Consider the following 21849-nt stretch of genomic DNA (forward strand, 5'->3'; position numbering starts at 1 on the left):
GCGTCAAAAGGAAGGTTAAAATGCGTATTTTAGATTTAAGTTGTTAATACCCGCCAAAATACGTGCATTTAGCGCCATTGGTTGACAGGTGGTTTCGGTTAAGACTAACGTCAAAAAAGTCAAAGCGCTTTGGGGGCGATTCCAAGGCGACAAGATTGAAAGCGCGCCAATGAGCGCGTGTATCGGGAGGAAACCATGAAGAATTCATTTTATGCGGGCGTCGCGACGCTTGCATTGGTTGCTGGTTCTGCCACAGCGCAGGACTTGAAGTTCACGCCGGGTGAGGGCGCGTTCAACTGGGATAGCTACGAAGCCCTTAAATCCATGGATTTGAGCGGCGAAACGATTTCGGTATTCGGCCCATGGCTGACCGCTGACAAAGCCCTTGTTGAAAGTGTTCTGGCGTATTTCGAAGCGGCAACCGGCGCAAACGTTGAATACACCGGCTCGGACAGCTTCGAGCAGCAGATCGTTATCGACACCGAAGCAGGCAGCCCGCCCAATATCGCAATCTTCCCGCAGCCCGGTCTTGCGGCCGATCTTGCCTCGAAGGGGTTTTTGGCTCCGCTGGGTGAAGAGACGGGGAACTGGGTTCGTGAAAACTATGCGGCTGGGCAATCTTGGGTTGATCTTGGCACATACGCGGACGCCAACGGCGGCGAAGACCTTTTTGGTTTCTTCTATAAGGTCGATTTGAAATCCCTTGTTTGGTACGTGCCTGAAAACTTCGAAGATGCTGGCTATGAAGTGCCCGAAAGCATGGAACAACTAAAAGCACTTTCTGACCAGATCGTCGCGGATGGCGGCACGCCTTGGTGTATCGGTCTGGGGTCGGGCGGCGCGACAGGTTGGCCTGCGACCGACTGGGTCGAAGACATGATGCTGCGCACACAGCCGCCTGCGGTTTACGACGCGTGGGTTTCTAACGAACTGCCATTCGACAGCCCCGAAGTCGTTGGCGCCATCGAAGAGTTCGGCGCGTTTGCCCGCAATGACGCCTATGTTGCTGGCGGAGCAGGGGCTGTTGCCTCTACCGACTTCCGCGACAGCCCCAAAGGCCTGTTTGCATCGCCTCCACAGTGTTACATGCACCGTCAGGCATCGTTCATTCCATCGTTCTTCCCAGAAGGTACGGTTGTGGGCGAAGATGCTGATTTCTTCTACTTCCCGGCCTACGAAGGCAAAGATCTGGGTAAGCCGGTTCTGGGTGCAGGTACCGTCTTTGGCATTACCAAAGACAGCAAGGGTGCCCGGGCGTTCATGGAATTCCTGAAATCCCCGATCGCGCATGAAATCTGGATGGCGCAAACCGGTTTCCTGACACCGCACACTGGCGTGAACACCGACGTCTTTACAGACCCAACTGTTCGCAAAATGAACGACATCCTGCTGAACGCCGACACGTTCCGCTTTGATGGTTCGGACCTGATGCCCGGCGCGATTGGCGCAGGCGTGTTCTGGACCGGCATGGTTGACTACGCAGGTGGTAAGGATGCGGGCGAAGTTGCGTCCTCCATCCAGTCCACTTGGGACTCTCTGAAATAACCACTCACACAAAAATGGCCCCGCCTGTCATGGGCGGGGCTGCCTATTAGGCCAATAAGAATAAGATAGGAGGGAACGATGGACCAATTGCTCTATGCGTCCGCGACCATCGTGATAGGTGTCTTCGGCTGCGTCGCCTATTTCTTCTGCTCAAACCTTGCCCTTGATCTGATTTTCCCGCCACGCGGCGAACATGCAGGGCGCAATATCAATATTGCCAACCTGATCCGTCCGTGGCTGTTTTTGTTTCCCGCTTTGGCGTTGCTGGGGCTTTACCTTGTCTATCCGGTTTTCAACTCTATGTGGCTGTCGCTTCATGATGCGACGGGGCGTAATTGGGTTGGCCTTGATAACTATAAGTGGCTGTTCAACGACGAAAAATTCCGCGAGTCGATGCGCAACAACTTCCTTTGGTTAATTGTTGTTCCGGCGGCGTCCACGTTTTTCGGTTTGATGGCAGCTACGCTGACAGACCGGATAAAGTGGGGCAATATCGCCAAGTCGCTGGTCTTTATGCCGATGGCGATCAGCTTTGTCGGCGCGTCTGTGATCTGGAAGTTCATCTATGACTATCGCGGCGCGGGCGAGGAAATCGGCGTGCTGAACGCGCTGGCCAAGGTTTTTGGCGTCGCACCGCAGGCGTGGATGACGCTGGAGCCGTGGAACAACTTTTTCCTGATGATCGTGCTGATCTGGATTCAGACCGGGTTTGCCATGGTCATTCTGTCGGCCGCGCTGCGTGGCATCCCCGAAGAGACGATCGAGGCGGCAGTTATCGACGGTGCATCGCCTTTTCAGATTTTCATGAAGATTAAGGTTCCCCAAATCTGGGGCACAATCGGCGTGGTCTGGACGACGATCACCATTCTGGTGCTGAAGGTATTCGATATCGTGCTGGCGATGACAAATGGCCAGTGGGGAACGCAGGTTCTTGCAAACCTTATGTTCGACTGGATGTTCCGTGGGCTGGACTATGGCCGCGCATCGACCGTTGCACTTGTGATTATGGCGTTGGTGACACCGATCATGGTGTGGAACATCCGTAATGCCCGCCGAGAAATGAGCTGAGGGACACAGCATGGATAACATCGTTGGACAACGCTCAGCACTGACGTGGGCCGTAAACTTCGCCGTGATCTTCATGGTGGTTCTGTGGACCGTGCCAACATTTGGCCTATTGGTCAGTTCGTTCCGGGATCGCGATCAGATCACGACAAGCGGCTGGTGGAAGTCGCTGGTGTCGTCAGAGCAGAACATTATCGTCCGCTCGCAAGAGCCTGAAAAGAATGTGAAAGATGGCGACCTTTATGTGCTTGAAGGGAACATCTTCGACGCGACCAGCGGCGAGGTGCGCGCCTTTGGCGTGAACTCTCGTGAACCGATGGCGTTTCTTCCTGGCGCAGTGGCCGAGATGGCCAAGGGACGCACAATGACCGTGGCCGAAAACGGTGACTATCGTATCACCTCAGTCGAAGAGATGACGGGCACGCGCGGAATCCGCATCTTTGCCACCTCGGTCACGCCGCCTAAGTTCACGTTGGACAACTACGAACGGGTGCTGTTTTCCGAAGGTATCTGGCGATCATTCATCAACACCTTCACCGTGACGATCCCGGCCACCGTTATTCCGATCCTTATCGCGGCCTTCGCGGCCTATGCTTTGGCGTGGATGGAATTTCCAGGCAGGGCGCTTTTGGTGGCGGCAATCGTTGGGCTGTTGGTTGTTCCGCTGCAAATGGCGCTGATCCCGCTTTTGCGTCTGCACAACAGCATTGGCATCGGCAAAGAGTATCTGGGGATATGGCTGGCCCATACCGGCTTTGGCCTTCCTCTGGCGATCTATTTGCTGCGCAACTACATCGCGGGATTGCCGCGAGAGATTATCGAAAGTGCCCGCGTCGACGGCGCAACTGATTTCGAAATCTTCCGTCGCATCATCCTGCCCCTAAGCTTTCCGGCGCTGGCGTCTTTCGCGATCTTCCAATTCCTTTGGGTCTGGAACGATCTGCTGGTCGCCACCGTCTTTCTTGGAAATACCGAAGAACAATTGGTTATGACCGGCCGGCTGCGCGAACTTCTTGGGTCGCGTGGCGGGGACTGGGAAATTCTGGCCGCCTCTGCCTTTGTCTCTATCGCGGTACCGCTGTTGGTGTTCTTCACCATGCAACGCTACCTCGTACGGGGGCTGTTGGCAGGGTCGGTCAAAGGTGGATGAAAAGCGAAATGACCCTCAAGACAACAAAACAACTGCCCGGAGATCCGGATTGGTGGCGCGGCGCGGTGATCTATCAAATCTATCCGCGCAGCTATCAGGATAGTAACGGCGACGGCGTGGGGGACTTGTTGGGCATCGTGCGTCGTTTGCCCTATATCGCGTCGCTTGGCGTTGATGCGATCTGGATATCGCCGTTCTTCACGTCGCCGATGAAAGACTTCGGCTATGACGTCAGCGATTACTGCGATGTCGATCCGATGTTCGGAAACTTGGCTGATTTCGATGCCGTTATCGACATGGCGCACCAGCTTGGCATTCGCGTGATGATCGACCTTGTGCTGTCGCACACGTCTGATCAGCACCCATGGTTCGTTGAAAGCCGCGCAAACCGGGATAATGACAAAGCCAATTGGTATGTCTGGGCCGACCCAAAGCCGGATGGCACGCCACCGACGAATTGGCTGTCGATCTTTGGTGGATCATCTTGGCAGTGGGATGCGCGGCGCCTGCAATACTATCTGCACAACTTCTTGGTCGAACAACCCGACCTGAATTTCCATGAGCCTCAGGTTCAGGACGCGCTGCTGGACGTGGCGCGCTTCTGGCTGGATCGTGGGGTGGATGGGTTCCGCTTGGATACGATCAACTTCTACGTTCACGATGATCAACTGCGCGATAACCCGGCACTTCCGCCTGAAAATCGCAACGCAAGCATCGCGCCTGCGGTGAACCCCTATAATCATCAAGAGCATCTTTACGACAAAAACCGCCCCGAAAACTTCGACTTCCTGCGCAAACTCCGCGCTGTGATGCAGCCCTATAACGCGGCAGCCGTGGGCGAAGTAGGCGACGCGCAGCGCGGGCTAGAGATCATGGGGCAGTACACCGCTGGCGATGATCTGATGCAGATGTGTTACGCGTTCGAATTGCTGTCAGGTGACCGCCCAAGTGCGGCATACGTGAAAGACGTGATGGATCAGGTCGCGACCGTGGCTGCCGATGGCTGGGCCTGCTGGGCCTATTCCAATCACGACGTGGTGCGCCATATCACCCGCTGGAACCTTTCGTCGGCTGCGGCGCGGCTGTTCCATACGATGATGGTGTGTTTGCGTGGTTCGGTCTGTATCTATCAGGGCGAAGAGCTGGGCCTGCCCGAAGCGGAGGTTTTGTTCGAAGACCTGCAAGATCCCTATGGCATCGAATTCTGGCCCGAATTCAAAGGGCGCGACGGTTGCCGCACCCCGATGGCGTGGGTCAGTGACAATCAGAACGCAGGGTTTTCTGACGGTGCGCCATGGCTTCCAGTCTCGCACGAGCATTTGCCGCTTTCCGTGGCAGAGCAGGAGGCAGCCCCTGACGCGGTGATCCACCATTACCGGCGTGCAATCGCCTTCCGTCATGCGCACGAAGCGCTGGCAACGGGCGAGATGACCGACCTGACCGTTGACGGCAACGTGCTGAGCTTCATCCGCAAAGGGCAGGGCGAAGAGGTGTTCTGTGCCTTTAACCTGAGTGATCAGCCGGCCGAAATTCGGCTGCCTGATGGCACTTGGGGGACCGTTGGTCAGGATCTGAATTCCGCACAGGCTGACGCAATCGGCAACGCACAACTAGGGCCATGGCAAACATGCCTTGCGCTGAAAAAAGGTTAGGGGGACCAATGGCAAACCTGAAACTCAGCGGCGTGGCCAAATCTTACGGCAATGTCGAAGTCCTGAAAGACATTAACCTTGAAATCGAAACCGGCGAACTGGTGGTGTTTGTTGGTCCGTCGGGTTGCGGTAAATCCACGCTTTTGCGCATGATCGCTGGGCTAGAGCGTATTTCAGGCGGCACCTTGGAAATCGACGATCAGCGCATGAATGATGTCCCTCCGTCGCAGCGTGGTATCGCGATGGTGTTCCAGTCTTACGCGCTTTATCCGCATATGACGGTGCGCGATAACATGGCATTTGCCCTGAAGATCGCCAAAAAGACGAAAGACGAAATTACCGCCGCAGTCGAAAAAGCGGCGCGTATTCTGCAGCTGGAAGATTATCTAGATCGCTTGCCCAAAGCCCTGTCTGGCGGTCAACGACAACGTGTTGCCATTGGCCGCGCGATTGTTCGCGATCCAAAGGTCTACCTGTTTGATGAGCCGCTTTCGAACCTGGATGCGGCGTTGCGTGTGGCCACACGGATCGAGATTGCGCAGCTGAAAGAGGCGATGCCAGAAAGCACCATGATCTATGTGACCCATGATCAGGTGGAGGCGATGACGCTTGCCAGCCGCATCGTCGTATTGGCGAATAAGGGGATCGCTCAGGTCGGCACGCCGCTTGAACTATATGAACGTCCCGAAAACGAATTCGTGGCGCAGTTTATCGGCAGCCCAGCGATGAACCTTTTGCCCGGTAGGGTCATAAAGACGGGCGCGCAAACAACCGTTCAGTTGCAGGGCGAAGGTGTGGCGGTTTCGGATATTGCGACAGTGGCAGACGACCTTGGTAAACCCGTGAACGTTGGCGTGCGCCCCGAAGATTTTGTGCTGACTGACGGCCCGGCCGTGCTGGATGGTAAGGTCGATATTGTCGAGGCATTGGGCGAAGTCACGCTGTTGTATTTTGTCCCCGAACGCGGGCAGGACCCAATCATTGCCAAGTTGCCGGGGATTCACGGTGAGTTGCGCGGGAACAGTGTCAAGCTGACGGCAGACCCGTCCAAGGTTCATCTGTTTATGGATGGGAAATCGCTGCTTTATCGATAAGCGGCAGAACGTTGAACGAAAGGCCCCGCAAACGCGGGGCCTTTTTTGTTAAACTTGGCTTGGTAGCCACAGAACAATCTGCGGTGCGGCAACCAGCACCGCGATGGTGATCGCGTCGGCGATGAAGAACGGCGTGACGCCCTTGAACACGTCTTGCACGCTTAGGTCTTCGCGTACGCCTGCCACCACAAAGCAGTTCAAACCGATGGGCGGGGTGATCAGGCAGAACTCGGCCATTTTGACCACCAGAATTCCGAACCAGATCGCGCACATGGGGCCCGACATGCCAAAGGCGCTATCTGCCGCTGAAACGAACTCGCCCCCGTTCAGGGCCATCACGGCGGGGTAGACAACCGGGAGCGTCAGCAACAGCATCCCGATCGCGTCCATGAACATGCCCAACACCGCATAGGCCAGCAGGATTAAGACAAGCGTCAGCATCGCGGGTTGGTTCAGCGATGTGATCCAGTCAGAGAAGGCCGCGGGAAGTTCTGCGAAGCCTAGGAAGCGGACATAGATCAGCACGCCCCAGATGATCGAAAAGATCATCACGGCCAGCTTGGCGGTTTCTAGCAACGCGTCGCGCAATTGCGGCCACCGCATGCCGCGATAGATCGCCATACAGAATACGACGAACGCGCCCAATGCGCCGCCTTCGGTTGGCGTGCCCCATGCGTCGCCGCCAAACGGGTTGTAGATGAAGAAGATGATGATCAGCACAACAAAGGCAATCGGCGCTGCCGGGGGCAGAGAGCTGAATCGCTCTTTCCAGGTGTAGCCGCCGACGGGGGGGCCGAAATTCGGGACCGTAAGGGCCAAGCCAACGATCAGTATCGCGTAGATGAACGCAGACACAACTCCGGGAATGAACCCAGCGAGAAGGAGCTTGCCAACATCCTGTTCAACAATGATCGCATAGATAACCAAGATCGCCGATGGCGGGATAAGCGAGGCAAGCGTTCCGCCCGCCGCAACAACACCCGCTGCGAACCGCTTGTCATAACCAACCTTCAGCATTTCAGGAATGGCGATGCGCGCGAAAACTGCGGCGGTGGCAACCGATGCGCCAGACACGGCGGCAAAGCCAGCGGTCGCAAAGACCGTTGAAACCGCAAGCCCCCCGGGCAGCCAGCCGACCCACCGTTTGGCGGCCTCGAACAGTGCCTTGGTCAGCCCGGCGTAATAGGCAAGGTAGCCAATCAGGATGAAGGTCGGGATCAGGCTTAAGGCTTGGCTCGATACTTTGGAATGCGGGACTTGGCCTGCAATTTTAACGCTGATTGTCAGGGCTTTGCCAAAGCGTTCGGGGTCATAATCAAACTGGTTCCAGCGCAGCCAGAATAGGCCGACCAGCCCCGCCAAAGCCGCAGCAAAGGCCACACGCATCCCAAGAATGACAAGCACCAGAAGGCCGCCGGTCACATAAAGGCCGATTTCGATGGGTTCCATGATGTTCTTATCCTTGCGCGCCAGAGACGGCTTCGGCCTCTGCTGCGGCTTGTTCTGCTGCCGATTGAACCAAGGGAACCGCAACCGGTTCGACCAAGCCCAATATGAACGCGCGACCGTAACCCCAAAGCTGCAACATCAAGCGCAGCGACAGGACCGAAAACGCGACCGGAACTAGCAATTTCGCGGGCCAAATCGGCAGTGAAATATCCATCGAGCTGTCGCGGCTCCACAAGGGGGCGGCAAAATCAAAGCTGCGTTGGAAGTGCGCCCAGCTGCCCCAAACAAGCAGCACCATCAGCACCAGAATTGCGAATGTTGTGATGAATTCCGCAGCCCAGAGCAAGCGTCCACGAAGGATTCCCACAACCATATCCATGCGGATGTGGCCACCGGCGCGCTGCGTATAGGCGATCCCCATGAAGGCGATCAACGGCATCGCCTGTTCGATCCAATCCACATAGCCGGGAAGCGGTTGGTTGAAAAAGTTGCGACCAGAGACCGAAACGACCGCAAGCAGCATCAACAAAAAGACCGCAGTGCCGCTTACCAGTGCCAGCACGCGTTCAACGCGGTTAAGCGCGACATCCAGACGGCTAAGAAGAGAGCCATCTTCAAGAACTGAAGAGCTGCTTGCCATACCCTATCCCTTAATGTTTGCAGCCCACATTAGATGTGGGCTGCAAGTTTTTGTTTTTATTCGGAAAGGGTCTTCAGAACCAGATCGTAAAGTTCCTGTGCGGGCAGGCCGCGCGCAGTGTTTTCTTCGATCCAGGCTTGTGCCGCTGGCCCTGCGGCAGCTTCGCGGAATGCTGCAAGGTCTTCGTCGGAATAGGTGATCTGTTCGATTCCGTTGCCTTCCAGCTTGGGCCACCACGCGTCCATCGTCGCGCCGTTGTAGTTATCCAAGTAGTGTTGCATCGCCTCGTCGATGGAGCTTGTCAAAGCATCGCGATGCGCATCGGACAGGCTTTCGTAGGCGTCGATATTCACCACAACCGGGCAGTTTACGGTGCCGGGGTTCAGGTTTGTTGTCCACCATTTCGCGGGCTCAATGGTTCCGAACGAAAGATGTGCGTGGGGCGCGAACGCGACCGATTTCACCACGCCGCTGTCAAGCGCCTGACGTGCTTCTGAGGATGTAACGGATGTTGGAACCGCACCAAGCGATGCAAGCGCCGCGCCGACGCCGCCAACGGCGCGTACGGTCAGGCCGTCAAAATCTGCAAGCGTGCGCGGAGGCGTGCCAACACCAGCAACGTTATATTGCGGCAGAGGCGAGGACATCAGCAGCCTCGCGTTCCAGCGTGCCAAATCAGCCTTTGTCGCAGGGTGGTTATAGACGGCGTTGGAAACCTTGATCTCTGCTTCCAAAGAATCGACGCCAAGGAACGGCAGTTCCAGAACGGTGATTGATGGGTTCTTATCGCGGTGATACCCTGCGCAGAACTGGGCCATTTCAAACGCGCCGATCGAGATGCCATCAAGGTTCTCGCGGTTTTTCGATAGACCGCCGTATGAGATGTTCATGGTGAATTCGCCGTTGGTCTTTTCGCTAACCAGTTCGGCCAACTTCTCTACGTGCTCGGTAAACGCGCGACGCTTGCCCCAAAGCGAGACATTCCATTCATCTGCCAATGCTTCTGTCGCAAAGGCAAAGCTCATCCCTGTAAGGACGGTGAGGCCCAGAGTCTTTTTCATGATATTCCTCCCAGAATTATTATTGGTCCGTACCTTAGCGGCGGACCCACTTGCGTAAAGGGAAAATTTGACCTTTTGCGGAACTGACGAAATGCTGCACGAAACTTTACAGGAGTCGCCCATGCCCGCGCCACGCAACGATTTGAAAAAAGCTTTGGCGGACGGGAAGATGCAGATCGGTGTTTGGTTGGCGATGGGCAGCGCGGTATCAGCCGAAATTGCTGGCAGTGCGGGGTTCGACTGGTGTCTGGTCGATGGTGAACACGCGCCGTATGATCTTGCGCTGATCCGCACGCAGCTTCAGGCGTTGGCGGGCCATGATACCTCGGCGGTGGTGCGCGTTCCTGTTGGGGAAGAGTGGGTTATAAAGCAGGTGTTGGATATTGGTGCGCAAACCATCGTTGTGCCGATGGTCGATACCGGCGAACAAGCCCGCGCCGTGGTACGTGCCGCGCAATATCCGCCCAAGGGTACGCGGGGAGTGGGGGCCAGTCTGGCCCGTGCCTCGGGGTTCAGTGCGATCAAAGATTACCCAAAAACAGCGGATGAGCAGATCTGCGTCATTGTGCAAGCCGAAAGCCAACAAGCTCTTGGTAACCTTAAAGATATCTGCGCTGTGGATGGGGTTGATGCCGTCTTTATTGGCCCGGCTGATTTGTCTGCGGACATGGGGTTCCCCGGCGAACCTGGGCACCCGCAAGTCAAAGCTGCGATCAAAGATGCGATCGGGCGCCTACGCGCATCGGGCAAGGCCGTTGGGGTGATCACGTTCAGCCCCGACGAATTTGCCTATTACGCTGATCTTGGGGTCACGTTTCTGGGCGTGGGCGGCGATGTCACGTCGCTTGGTAATGCGTTGCGTGGGCTCGCAAGCGTGGCGCGCGATGCGGTGTCGTAAGGACATGTGCGACCATGCAGCGCCTCGCGCGGGGTCGGGCTTTGTGCACAGTGGAAACGAAACAAACACCGAGGGAGCATCCTGATGTTGCAGGCACCGCAAAAGGTAAGATTTGGCGACCAAGTCCCGCCTGCGATTTTCCCGTCGATTTTCGGGCTGTTGGGGTTGGGCTTGGCATGGCGCCGGGCGACCGACGCGTTTCAAGCCCCAAGCGCGTTTCCTGATCTTATTCTGGGCGCGGTTACGTTGCTGTTTATCTTTGCGACCTTCGCCTATCTGCTGAAAATATCTCGTCGCCCCAAAGTCGTGGTCGAGGATTTGCGGATACTGCCGGGTCGGGCCGGGCTGGCCGCGATGGTGTTGTCGGTTTATCTTTTGGCGGCTGTGTTGGTTCCGATGAACCCGGCGATCGCGCGGGGCGTTCTGGGGGCGGGGCTTTTCGCGCATATCGTTCTGGTGATCTTGGTGCTGCATAGCCTGATCACCGGGCCAGCCGAGCAGCGGCAGGTTACACCGATCTGGCATCTTCACTTTGTTGGATTCATCATCGCGCCATTGTCGGCGATCCCACTTGGGTATCAGGCAGCGTGCGAAGTTGTGCTGTATGTGACGGGGGCAATTGCGGTTGCCATCTGGTGTGTCAGCGCGGTTCAGATTATTCGTCGCGATCCGCCACCACCACTGCGCCCGCTGCTGGCAATTCACTTGGCCCCGGCCAGCCTTCTTGGCACGGTTTCCTTGATGCTGGGCCATATTCCCGCGGCGCTGGTTTTTGCAGGGTGGGGCGCGCTTGTTCTTGCGGCTTTGCTGTTGCGCGCACGCTACCTAACGGCGGCCGGGTTCAGCCCACTGTGGGGGGCGTTTACCTTTCCCCTTGCGGCTTACGCGTCGCTGTTGCTTTTGTTAGCGGCGGCGGTTCAAAGTCAGGGGCTGCGTGTTGCTGGCGGCATTGCGCTGCTTGCTGGTACGCTGATCATTCCAGTCATCGCCGTAAAAGTCATGCAGGCATGGGCAAAAGGCGGATTGGGGGCAAAAACCAACGCCGCGCGCGTATAACCGCGCAAAGGGGCTTCCCTTTCCCTGCAGCCCATGAAATAGGGAAGCGCCAAACGAAAACTCCCAAGGAGCACCCCATGGAGATTCGCGAGGCGCTTACCTTCGACGACGTATTGCTAGTTCCGGCGGCCAGTTCTGTGCTGCCCTCAACCGCTGACACGGCCACGCATGTGACCAAGTCTATCCGGTTGAATATTCCGTTGCTCAGCTCGGCGATGGACACAGTGACCGAGGGCCGGATGGCCATCGCAATGGCGCAAGCGGGCGGCATGGGTGTGATCCACCGCAACCTGACAATTGACGAGCAGCAGCAAGAAGTGCGGCGCGTCAAACGCTTCGAAAGTGGCGTTGTTTACAGCCCGATCACTTTGACCCCGGATCAGACGCTGGCCGATGCAAAAGCATTGATCGAGCGTTACAATTTCACCGGTTTCCCAGTCGTGGACGAAAATGGCCACGTCGTTGGTATCGTCACCAACCGCGATATGCGCTTTGCATCTGACGACAACACCCCGGTTCGGGTGATGATGACGTCCGATAATTTGGCAATGCTGCACGAACCCGCAGACCGTGGCGAGGCACTGAGCCTGATGCGCGCGCGCCGGATCGAGAAGCTGCTGATTACCGATGGCAAAGGCAAGCTGACTGGCCTGCTGACCCTGAAAGACACCGAACAGGCGGTTCTGAACCCACAGGCGTGCAAAGATGAACTTGGCCGCCTGCGCGTTGCAGCAGCGACAACAGTGGGCGACGCGGGCTTCGAACGCTCCGAAGCTCTGATCGACGCTGGGTGCGACCTGATCGTGATCGACACGGCGCATGGCCACTCTGAAGGGGTTGCGATTGCGGTTGAGCGTGTGAAAAAGCTGTCCAATGCGGTTCAAGTTATCGCAGGTAACGTCGCAACCGCCGAAGCCACGCGCGCGCTGATTGGTGCGGGCGCGGATGGCATCAAGGTTGGCATCGGCCCCGGTTCGATCTGTACAACGCGTATGGTCGCTGGTGTGGGTGTACCACAGCTGACCGCGATCATGGATTGTGCGGCAGGGGCGCGTGACAGCGGGACGCCGGTTATCGCAGATGGCGGCATCAAATTCTCGGGCGATTTCGCAAAGGCAATCGCGGCGGGGGCATCTTGTGCCATGGTCGGCAGCATGATCGCTGGTACCGATGAAAGCCCGGGCGAAGTTATCTTGTACCAAGGCCGCAGCTATAAATCCTATCGCGGGATGGGCAGCTTGGGTGCAATGGCGCGTGGCTCTGCTGATCGCTATTTCCAGAAGGATGCGGCGTCTGACAAGCTTGTGCCGGAAGGCATCGAAGGTCAGGTGGCATACAAGGGCTCTGCTGGCGCAGTAGTTCACCAGTTGGTTGGTGGCCTACGTGCGGCGATGGGATACACCGGTAATGCAACCGTTGATGAGATGCGCACGAACAGCAATTTTGTGCGGATCACCGGTGCGGGACTTAAAGAAAGCCACGTGCATGATGTTCAGATCACGCGCGAAAGCCCCAACTACAGAGTGATGTAATGAATACAATGGTTTGCGGTGATAAGTTGAAGTTAAAAGTGGTGGGCGCATGACGCCCGCCGCACGCGTTGCCGCAGCCATTGAGATTTTGGATGATGTGCTTGCCGGTGCTGCCGCCGAAAAGCAGCTAACGACTTGGGGGCGGCAAAACCGCTTTGCTGGCTCCAAGGATCGCGCCGCCATTCGCGACCTTGTGTTCGATGCACTTCGCTGTATGCGCTCCTACGCGGCGCTTGGTGGGGCTGAAACCGGGCGTGGCCTTATGATTGGCGCACTTAGGGCCGCGGGCGATGACCCCGCAGCGCTGTTTACCGGCGAAGGCTATTCGGCGGCGCCATTGACTGAAGCCGAACAAGCGCTGAACGTCGAAATGGGCGGCCTTCCAGAGGCTGTTGCGCTGGATTGCCCCGATTGGCTGGTGAAACCGCTTCAGAACAGCCTTGGCGCAGATTTCGCCGACGTGATGCAGCTTTTGCGTCAGCGTGCGCCCGTTTTCCTTCGGGTGAACCTAAGGAAGTGCACCGTTTCCGAAGCTCAGGAAAGATTGCGCGAAGAGGGGATCGAGACGACCCCCAGTGACATTTCGCCGACGGCGCTTCGCGTGGAAACCAACCCCCGGCGGGTGCAAAACAGCCAGCCATTCCTTGAAGGCTTGGTAGAGCTTCAGGACGCCGCGTCGCAGGCGATCACGGATCACCTTGAAATTAACGAAGGTGCGCGTGTGTTGGATTATTGCGCGGGCGGCGGCGGTAAGACCTTGGCAATGGCCGGACGTGTCACGGCTGAATTCTATGCGCATGACGCGAATCCACAACGTATGCGCGATTTGCCTGCACGGGCGGGCCGCGCTGGCGTTCATGTCGTCGTTTTAGACACGGACGAGGTTGCTGACGCTGCGCCTTTTGATGTCGTGCTTTGCGATGTGCCATGTTCTGGCAGCGGTGCTTGGCGGCGAAGCCCCGAGGGGAAGTGGCGATTGGATGACGCCGCGCTTCAGGAACTTGTTGATTTGCAGTCACAAATTATAGATCTGGCAGCGAATTTTGTCGCGCCGGGTGGGCTGTTGGCATATGCGACATGCTCTTTGTTGAACGCGGAAAACGATGACCAGACAGATGCGTTTTTGGCGCGCAATGCGGGGTGGGAAGCGGTGTCTTCCTTACGGTTCACGCCTTTGGATGGTGGTGACGGTTTCTTCACCAAACTGTTTCGACGCAGTTAAGCACTGGTCACTAAACCCTAGGTTGCTAAGTTGAGGCTCTTAAGGCCGGATTAACTTTATCGCGGCGAAATGAGAGAAACTCGAATCGCAGCGGAGGGCACCCGTGTCATTTCTGGCACCAGATTTTAATCCGATAGCCCGACGGGCAGAGGTGTTTGCAGCCTATTGTGGGCAGTTTTTGCTAATTTCGCTGGCGCTTTTCATCGGGGCGTTTGTTGTCACGGAGCCAATGCTTTCGCTGGGATTGCTTGCATCGGGGACAACCCTGGTTGTGATGGTTGGCGTGCTGTGGGGCACGTCGCGTAGCACACGCAAGGTGGCGACCGCTACAGTTGCGCTTGCGCGTGCCTTTTCTGAAAAAGATGCCGCACCTGGCGTCGCGACCAACGAGCTGGGTCAGGTCACATATCAAAACCCGGCGGCGTTAAAGAGATTTGGCGCTGAAACCAACGAAACGCTTATCCGCGCATTGGGAGAGCTTTTTGCAAACCCGGCGGGCGTCGTACATCGCCTTCAATCGCGCGCGCAGGCCCAAGGCGGCGCATTAGAGGATGTCGTGACTCGGCGCGGTCATGTTCGGGTGTCCGTCCACACATTGAAGGGCGGCGCGTTTTTCTGGCGCTTCGATGAACTGGACGACCGCGGCGGCGGACGCGGGGCAGAGGGGCTTAGCCTGCCTATGCTTACGGTAGGGCGTAACGGCACCATTCTGTTTATGAACGACGCCGCGCGTACGTTTGCTGGTGGGCGCGTCAAATCACTTGGGCAGGTTTTCACCAACCTTCCGATCCGATCCGGCGGTATCAACGAGGTGAAGGGCCGTAGTGGCGCAAAGTCAGCCAGGGTCGTTGAAATCGAAAACAAGGCCGGGCGGCGTGAAGTCTATTTCTTTCCCATCGACATGGCCGACGAAAATAGTGCGCTTGGGGATCAGTTCTTTGATGCCCTGCCAGTCGCGTTGTTAAAGCTTCAGCCAAATGGGCAAGTGACAATGTCCAACCGGCTTGCCCGCGGGCTTTTGGGTCATGGGCCGGGAGAAATTCAGTTCCCTGATTTGGTCGAAGGCTTGGGGCGTTCTGTTCTGGATTGGCTTGCCGAAGTGTCTGAGGGACGTGCCGTGCGTCGGGCTGAGGTGCTGCGTGTAAAGCGGGACGACAAAGAAGTCTTCCTTCAAGTCTCCCTCGAAAAGAACCCGGAGTGTGGAGAGGGTGAGCTGATCGCTGTTTTGCATGATGCGACAGAGCTAAAAACCCTTGAAGCGCAGTTTGTGCAAAGCCAGAAAATGCAGGCGATTGGCCAGCTTGCTGGCGGGGTGGCGCATGATTTCAACAACCTTCTGACAGCGATATCGGGCCATTGCGATCTTCTGTTGCTACGCCATGATCAGGGTGATCCTGACTTCGGCGATCTTATGCAAATCAATCAGAACGCCAATCGCGCGGCCAGTCTGGTTGGACAGTTGCTGGCATTCTCGCGCAAGCAAACCCTGCGGCCTGAGGTTGTGGATCTGCGCGATACGCTGACTGATCTGACGCATTTGCTGAACCGTTTGGTTGGCGAGCGTGTTCAGTTGACCGTTTCTCACGATCCGAACCTTGGGCAAATCCGTGCCGACAAGCGCCAGCTTGAACAAGTGATTATGAACTTGGTCGTAAACGCGCGCGACGCGATGCCCGACGGTGGCGAGATTCGTATTGAAACTGGGATGCACCATCTTACCGAACCGCTTCGCCGTGACAGGGCGGTGGTATCTCCGGGCCACTACGTTTTAGTCCGGGTCATCGACGAAGGCACGGGGATTGCGCCCGATAAGCTGTCGAAAATCTTCGAACCGTTTTTCACGACCAAAGGCGTGGGTGAGGGGACCGGGTTGGGGCTTTCGACTGCTTATGGGATTGTGAAGCAGACCGGTGGTTTCATCTTCGTCGACAGCGCACAGGGCAGCGGGACCTGCTTTACCCTCTATTTTCCGATGCACGAATTTGGAACGGCGCCAGAAGCCGTAGAGGCTGGATTTGAAAGCGTGCCCGCGCAGGTCGATAAGGTTCTGGCCCCTGTGGCGATGGTGAAAGATTCAGCTCAGCAGGGTTCGCGTTCTGATGTTGCAACCCGTCCGGACAACCAGATGACCGATGGGTTCCGTCAGGGAGAGGGTGTGGTGCTGTTGGTCGAGGATGAAGCGCCGGTTCGGGCGTTCGCCTCACGCGCTCTTCGGATGCGTGGGTTCACAGTCCTTGAGGCAGAAAACGCAGAGCAGGCCTTGGAGGCGCTGGAGGATAGCAAGATCGCCGTCGATGTGTTTGTGACCGACGTCGTGATGCCCGGAATGGATGGCCCCAGTTGGGTGCGAAAGGCCTTGGAAACGCGCCCGGATACACGCGTTGTCTTTGTCTCGGGCTACGCCGAGGATTCGTTTTCTGATACGCAGGCGCGCATTCCAAATTCGGTGTTCCTGCCCAAACCGTTTTCACTGAACGAACTGACGACGACAGTAAGGGAGCAGATTCCATAGTGCCTGATAGGGTTACAGGCCGCCGTTGCGGAGTCTTTCATAAAGCTGAAAATCTTCGGCACGCTCGATCAAAAGACGCTCTCGAAGTTCATCAGAAAGATCCAGAGGGCGCGACGGGGATACGTTTATTTGCGGGGGTGTTTCGACGAGGAAGCCAAGTTTTTCCGACAAGAAGTTTTGCAGACCTTCTTGATCGCGGTAATCAAAAAGGTGATCGATTACAACTTTGCCCGAGCCGTCTGAGACAAAGCGCGCCTGCGATCCGACGCTTGCCCAATCGGGCTGATTTTCTGACAAATATCCTTCGACGAACGTGTTGAAGTCCACTTCGGCAGTCGAGTTGGACCGCCCAGCGATTGCGTCACGGCTTCGATAGCGAAACCAGCTTCCCAGCCAGTCGATCGGTTCGCGCATTACGGCCAAGGTTCTGATTTTATTCGCGCCAGCATTTGTTACGGCCGGAAGGAATTTTTGCTTAAAACGGCGCGCTGCCATGTGTTTCGCGTTTGACGGGTGGCGAATAACCATGTCTGCGCGTGAACCCAGCAGGGACTCATACGCCTGAGTGCCAGTTTTGGGCACTGCCAACATCGCAAGCTGTGCCTTCCAAAAAACCATCATCGCGCAAAGCCCCATATTTCCCTTGGTTGTAAACTACTTCTTAACCTTGATGGCCTGAACATCAATACATGAGAATTTTATTGAAATGTTCTCCTTTTGCCCTCATACAGTTGAGAACAAGAGGCGAACACGAGCAATCATTGCCGCCCGGATGCGGGTGTGGAATAAGGATGCATAACAATGGCCACGGCGGATCTTCTGGATATGAGCGACAAGCGCAATACCGATAAACAAAAAGCCCTAGACAGTGCATTGGCGCAGATCGAACGGCAGTTCGGCAAGGGCTCCATTATGAAGCTCGGCGGCGAGAATGCGCTGACAGAGATTGAGGCGACTTCGACCGGATCCCTTGGGCTTGATATCGCCCTTGGCATTGGCGGCCTGCCAAAAGGTCGGATCATTGAAATTTATGGTCCTGAAAGCTCTGGTAAGACGACTTTGACGCTTCACTGCGTTGCGGAAGAGCAGAAAAAAGGCGGCGTTTGCGCTTTTGTTGATGCTGAGCACGCGCTTGACCCGCAGTATGCCAAAAAGCTGGGTGTGAACCTGGAAGAGCTGCTGATTTCGCAGCCGGATACGGGGGAACAGGCGCTTGAAATCACGGATACGTTGGTGCGTTCCGGTGCCGTAAGCGTTGTTGTTGTCGACTCTGTTGCGGCGCTGACCCCGAAAAGCGAACTTGAAGGCGAAATGGGCGATAGCTCTGTCGGTGTGCATGCGCGCCTGATGAGTAAGGCAATGCGTAAGCTGACCGGCTCAATCGCGAAGTCGAATTGCATGGTGATTTTCATCAACCAGATTCGGATGAAAATTGGCGTCATGTTTGGCTCGCCGGAAACGACAACGGGCGGTAACGCGCTTAAGTTCTATTCTTCGGTTCGCCTTGATATCCGGCGCATCGGCTCGATTAAGGATCGGGACGAAGTTGTTGGTAACGAAACTCGGGTGAAAGTCGTTAAAAACAAAGTCGCGCCTCCGTTCAAGCAGGTCGAATTTGATATCATGTACGGCGAAGGAATTTCCAAGAATGGGGAACTACTTGATCTGGGTGTGAAAGCCGGGATCGTGAACAAGTCTGGCTCTTGGTTCTCTTACGGGGATGAGCGGATCGGCCAAGGCCGAGAGAACGCTAAAAACTTCCTGAAAGAACACAAAAGGATCGCGCTTGAGATCGAAGATAAGATCCGCGGCGCACATGGGCTTGAGTTCGATATGCCTGAAGCGGATAGCGACGACATTCTTGAATCGTGATTTGACGCTGCATTTATGAAACGAGGCCGGGGCAAGTAAGTCGCCGGCCTTTTTCTTGCGGTGGACAGGCTCGTCTCACAGGGATAAACGAAGCTGATCCGATTAGCTTGCCCGGAAAGGCCAGAAGAGTATGCCGAGCCTGAACGAAATCCGTTCTACCTTCCTGAACTTTTTCGAAAAGAACGGCCATGAGGTGGTGGATAGTTCCCCACTTGTGCCGCGTAATGACCCGACGCTGATGTTTGCGAATTCGGGGATGGTTCAGTTCAAAAACCTGTTCACCGGGGTGGAGCACCGCGACTATACCCGTGCGACGACCGCGCAGAAATGTGTGCGGGCAGGCGGCAAACACAACGATTTGGATAACGTCGGCTATACGGCGCGCCACCACACTTTCTTCGAGATGCTGGGCAACTTTTCCTTCGGCGATTACTTTAAGCACGAGGCGATCCCATATGCATGGGACCTGCTGACCAAAGACTTTGACATCCCGAAAGAAAAGCTTTTGGTCACGGTGTATCACACCGATGACGAGGCTGCCGAGATTTGGAAAAAATACGCTGGCCTGCCGGACGAACGGATCATCCGTATCGCGACAGATGACAACTTTTGGATGATGGGCCCAACGGGCCCCTGTGGGCCTTCGTCGGAAATTTTCTTTGATCACGGCGAACACATTTGGGGCGGACCTCCGGGTTCTGCCGATGAAGATGGCGACCGGTTCATCGAAATCTGGAACCTCGTCTTCATGCAGTTTGAGCAGTTCGAAGATGGGCGTCGTGAAACGCTGCCGAACCAATCAATCGACACGGGCATGGGCCTTGAACGGATTGGCGCGCTGCTTCAGGGCAAGCACGACAATTATGACACTGATTTGATGCGCAGCCTGATTGAGGCATCTGCACACGCGACTTCGACTGATCCGGACGGCGCGGGCAATGTGCACCACCGTGTGATCGCGGACCATCTGCGCTCTACTTCGTTCCTGATCGCGGATGGCGTGATGCCGTCGAACGAGGGCCGCGGATATGTTCTACGCCGGATCATGCGCCGCGCGATGCGCCACGCGCATCTTCTGGGTGCGAAAGACCCGGTTATGCATCGGTTGGTGCCGGCGTTGGTCACTCAGATGGGCGCCGCCTATCCAGAGCTTGGCCGCGCGAAGGCGCTGATCGAAGAAACGCTAAGCCTTGAAGAAAACCGGTTCATTCAAACGCTCGACCGCGGTCTTCGGTTGCTGGACGATGAGCTTGAGCGGCTGCCTGAAGGCGCGGAACTGCCCGGGGAAGCAGCGTTTAAGCTGTACGATACTTATGGCTTCCCGCTGGATTTGACGCAGGACGCGCTGCGCGAAAAGGGCCGGGCCGTCGACACGGCGGGCTTTGACGCGGCAATGGCCGAACAAAAGGCCAAAGCACGTGCAAGCTGGGCCGGTTCGGGCGAAACCAAAGATGCCACGATCTGGTTTGACCTTGCTGAAGAGCATGGCGCGACGGAATTCCTGGGCTATGACACCGAAATCGCAGAAGGGCAGGTCATTGCTGTCGTCAAAGACGGTGCTGCGTTGACCGAGGCCGCACAGGGCGACAGCGTTCAGGTCGTTGTGAACCAGACGCCATTCTACGCGGAATCTGGTGGGCAAATTGGCGATACTGGTCTTCTGAAGACGGAGTCAGGCGCGGCGCGCATTACAGATACGCGCAAGACCGCCGGGATTTTCATCCACTTTGCCGAAGTGGTTGAGGGCAAGATTCTGCCGGGAGAAGGTGCGGAGTTGCAGGTGGACCATACCCGCCGCAGCGCGATCCGCGCCAACCACTCGGCAACGCACCTGTTGCACGAAGCTTTGCGCGAAGAGTTGGGCGATCACGTCGCGCAGCGCGGGTCTTTGAACGCTGATGACCGTTTGCGTTTTGACTTTTCCCACGCGAAGGCACTGACCGCTGAAGAGGTTGCCAAGGTTGAGGCCGACGTGAACGCGATGATCCGCCAGAATACGGTTGTTGAAACACGGATCATGACCCCGGACGACGCGCGCGAAATTGGTGCTCAGGCGCTGTTCGGCGAGAAATACGGGGACGAGGTGCGCGTTGTTTCAATGGGACGTGCCGACACGGGCAAAGGTGCCGATGGCAAAACGTATTCCATCGAACTTTGCGGCGGGACCCATGTAAAACAGACCGGTGATATCGGGCTGTGCGTGGTGCTGGGCGACAGTGCATCATCCTCTGGTGTGCGCCGGATCGAGGCACTGACCGGGCAGGCGGCGTTGGACCATCTGTCTGCGCAAGACAGCCGTCTAGGCGAAGTCGCTTCGACGTTGAAGGCGCAACCGGCAGAGGTTGTGGACCGTGTCAAAGCATTGATGGACGAACGCAAAGCGCTTGCCAATGAAGTGGCGCAATTGCGTCGCGAACTGGCAATGTCAGGCGGTGGTTCAGATGCGCCAGAAGCCAAAGATATCAACGGGGTAAGCTTCGTTTCTCAGGTGCTTTCGGGCGTTTCGGGCAAGGATCTTCCTGCGCTGGTGGATGAGCATAAGGCGCGTCTTAAGTCCGGTGCTGTCTTGTTGATCGCGGATGCGGGCGGCAAAGCTGCGGTGGCCGCGGGCGTTACCGATGACTTGACTGCAAAGGTTTCCGCCGTTGATCTGGTTAAGGCCGCCGTAGTCGAACTGGGTGGCAAGGGTGGCGGTGGTCGCCCCGATATGGCGCAGGGTGGCGGCAAAGACGCTGCAAATGCAGACGCTGCAATCAAAGCCGCAGAAGCGGTCATCGGAGGCTGATATGGGCGCACTTTGGATCGCACACGTAACCGTCACAGACGAAGAGTCCTATGGCAAATACGCCAAGCTTGCCGGCCCGGCGATTGCCAAACATGGCGGTTCTTTCCTTGCACGCGGTGGGCGGTTTGTTCAGCTTGAGGGGAAAGAGCGCCCGCGCAATGTCGTCGCGCGTTTCCCGTCCCTTGAAGTGGCAGAGGCGTGTTACCACAGCCCAGAGTATCAGGAGGCGCTAAGCCACGCCAAAGATGCTTCGGAACGAGAGTTACTTGTCGTCGAAATCAGCGAATAATTAAAAAAGCCCCGGTCGATGTGACCG

17 protein-coding genes are annotated in these 21849 nt (G+C 56.6%); 13 read left to right on the top strand and 4 right to left on the bottom strand.

Annotated features, from left to right (window positions below; all coding sequences use genetic code 11):
• Positions 1–195: 195 nt before the first annotated feature.
• The 5 genes from COL8621_RS07250 to COL8621_RS07270 all read left to right on the top strand — a co-directional run bounded on the left by COL8621_RS07250 (position 196) and on the right by COL8621_RS07270 (position 6506).
• Complete coding sequence (locus tag COL8621_RS07250; protein WP_093966584.1) at positions 196–1545, top strand: ABC transporter substrate-binding protein; 1350 nt, start codon at positions 196–198, stop codon at positions 1543–1545.
• Positions 1546–1623: 78 nt separating this feature from the next.
• The gene (locus COL8621_RS07255) at positions 1624–2613 is read left to right on the top strand and encodes a carbohydrate ABC transporter permease (RefSeq protein WP_093966585.1); all 990 of its coding nucleotides are present in this window, start codon (positions 1624–1626) and stop codon (positions 2611–2613) included.
• A 10-nt stretch (positions 2614–2623) separates the two neighbouring features.
• Complete coding sequence (locus tag COL8621_RS07260) at positions 2624–3760, top strand: carbohydrate ABC transporter permease (RefSeq protein WP_093966586.1); 1137 nt, start codon at positions 2624–2626, stop codon at positions 3758–3760.
• Entirely contained in the window at positions 3757–5412 is a 1656-nt protein-coding gene (locus COL8621_RS07265; RefSeq protein WP_370804573.1) for an alpha-glucosidase family protein, read from the top strand. Before COL8621_RS07260 ends, COL8621_RS07265 begins: the two co-directional genes overlap by 4 nt.
• 8 nt (positions 5413–5420) lie before the next feature.
• Complete coding sequence (locus tag COL8621_RS07270) at positions 5421–6506, top strand: ABC transporter ATP-binding protein (protein WP_093966587.1); 1086 nt, start codon at positions 5421–5423, stop codon at positions 6504–6506.
• 48 nt (positions 6507–6554) lie between these two features.
• Here COL8621_RS07270 and COL8621_RS07275 read toward each other — a convergent pair whose 3' ends face one another.
• From COL8621_RS07275 to COL8621_RS07285, 3 genes are read right to left on the bottom strand one after another with little or no spacing between them, the layout of a single operon-like run.
• Entirely contained in the window at positions 6555–7955 is a 1401-nt protein-coding gene (locus COL8621_RS07275) for a TRAP transporter large permease (RefSeq protein WP_093966588.1), read from the bottom strand.
• A gap of 7 nt (positions 7956–7962) precedes the next feature.
• Positions 7963–8595, bottom strand: a complete 633-nt coding sequence (locus COL8621_RS07280) for a TRAP transporter small permease subunit (RefSeq protein ID WP_093966589.1) — start codon at positions 8593–8595, stop codon at positions 7963–7965.
• A gap of 56 nt (positions 8596–8651) precedes the next feature.
• Positions 8652–9656 (bottom strand): C4-dicarboxylate TRAP transporter substrate-binding protein, encoded by a 1005-nt coding sequence (locus tag COL8621_RS07285; RefSeq protein WP_093966590.1) that lies wholly within the window; start codon positions 9654–9656, stop codon positions 8652–8654.
• Between the two features lie 121 nt (positions 9657–9777).
• Here COL8621_RS07285 and COL8621_RS07290 point away from each other — a divergent pair, with 121 nt between their 5' ends.
• From COL8621_RS07290 to COL8621_RS07310, 5 genes are all read left to right on the top strand, one after another.
• Positions 9778–10554 (top strand): HpcH/HpaI aldolase family protein, encoded by a 777-nt coding sequence (locus tag COL8621_RS07290; RefSeq protein ID WP_093966969.1) that lies wholly within the window; start codon positions 9778–9780, stop codon positions 10552–10554.
• 84 nt (positions 10555–10638) lie between these two features.
• The gene (locus COL8621_RS07295; protein ID WP_093966591.1) at positions 10639–11610 is read left to right on the top strand and encodes a TDT family transporter; all 972 of its coding nucleotides are present in this window, start codon (positions 10639–10641) and stop codon (positions 11608–11610) included.
• Positions 11611–11687: 77 nt separating this feature from the next.
• Positions 11688–13142 (top strand): IMP dehydrogenase, encoded by a 1455-nt coding sequence (gene guaB / locus COL8621_RS07300; protein WP_093966592.1) that lies wholly within the window; start codon positions 11688–11690, stop codon positions 13140–13142.
• Between the two features lie 49 nt (positions 13143–13191).
• Positions 13192–14364 (top strand): RsmB/NOP family class I SAM-dependent RNA methyltransferase, encoded by a 1173-nt coding sequence (locus COL8621_RS07305; RefSeq protein ID WP_093966593.1) that lies wholly within the window; start codon positions 13192–13194, stop codon positions 14362–14364.
• A 229-nt stretch (positions 14365–14593) separates the two neighbouring features.
• Positions 14594–16876, top strand: a complete 2283-nt coding sequence (locus COL8621_RS07310) for an ATP-binding response regulator (RefSeq protein WP_093966970.1) — start codon at positions 14594–14596, stop codon at positions 16874–16876.
• 12 nt (positions 16877–16888) lie between these two features.
• On the opposite strand, the gene COL8621_RS07315 is transcribed toward COL8621_RS07310, so the two are convergent.
• Positions 16889–17497 (bottom strand): hypothetical protein, encoded by a 609-nt coding sequence (locus COL8621_RS07315; protein ID WP_093966594.1) that lies wholly within the window; start codon positions 17495–17497, stop codon positions 16889–16891.
• Between the two features lie 180 nt (positions 17498–17677).
• Here COL8621_RS07315 and recA point away from each other — a divergent pair, with 180 nt between their 5' ends.
• The 3 genes from recA to COL8621_RS07330 all read left to right on the top strand — a co-directional run bounded on the left by recA (position 17678) and on the right by COL8621_RS07330 (position 21822).
• Positions 17678–18748, top strand: a complete 1071-nt coding sequence (recA, locus tag COL8621_RS07320; RefSeq protein WP_093966595.1) for a recombinase RecA — start codon at positions 17678–17680, stop codon at positions 18746–18748.
• Between the two features lie 130 nt (positions 18749–18878).
• Positions 18879–21533 (top strand): alanine--tRNA ligase, encoded by a 2655-nt coding sequence (gene alaS / locus COL8621_RS07325; protein ID WP_093966596.1) that lies wholly within the window; start codon positions 18879–18881, stop codon positions 21531–21533.
• A gap of 1 nt (position 21534) precedes the next feature.
• Positions 21535–21822: a DUF1330 domain-containing protein gene (locus COL8621_RS07330; RefSeq protein ID WP_093966597.1), complete on the top strand. Its 288-nt coding sequence runs from the start codon at positions 21535–21537 to the stop codon at positions 21820–21822.
• Positions 21823–21849 lie beyond the last annotated feature (27 nt).

This window comes from Actibacterium lipolyticum (genome assembly GCF_900184935.1).
Taxonomy (GTDB): domain Bacteria; phylum Pseudomonadota; class Alphaproteobacteria; order Rhodobacterales; family Rhodobacteraceae; genus Actibacterium_A; species Actibacterium_A lipolyticum.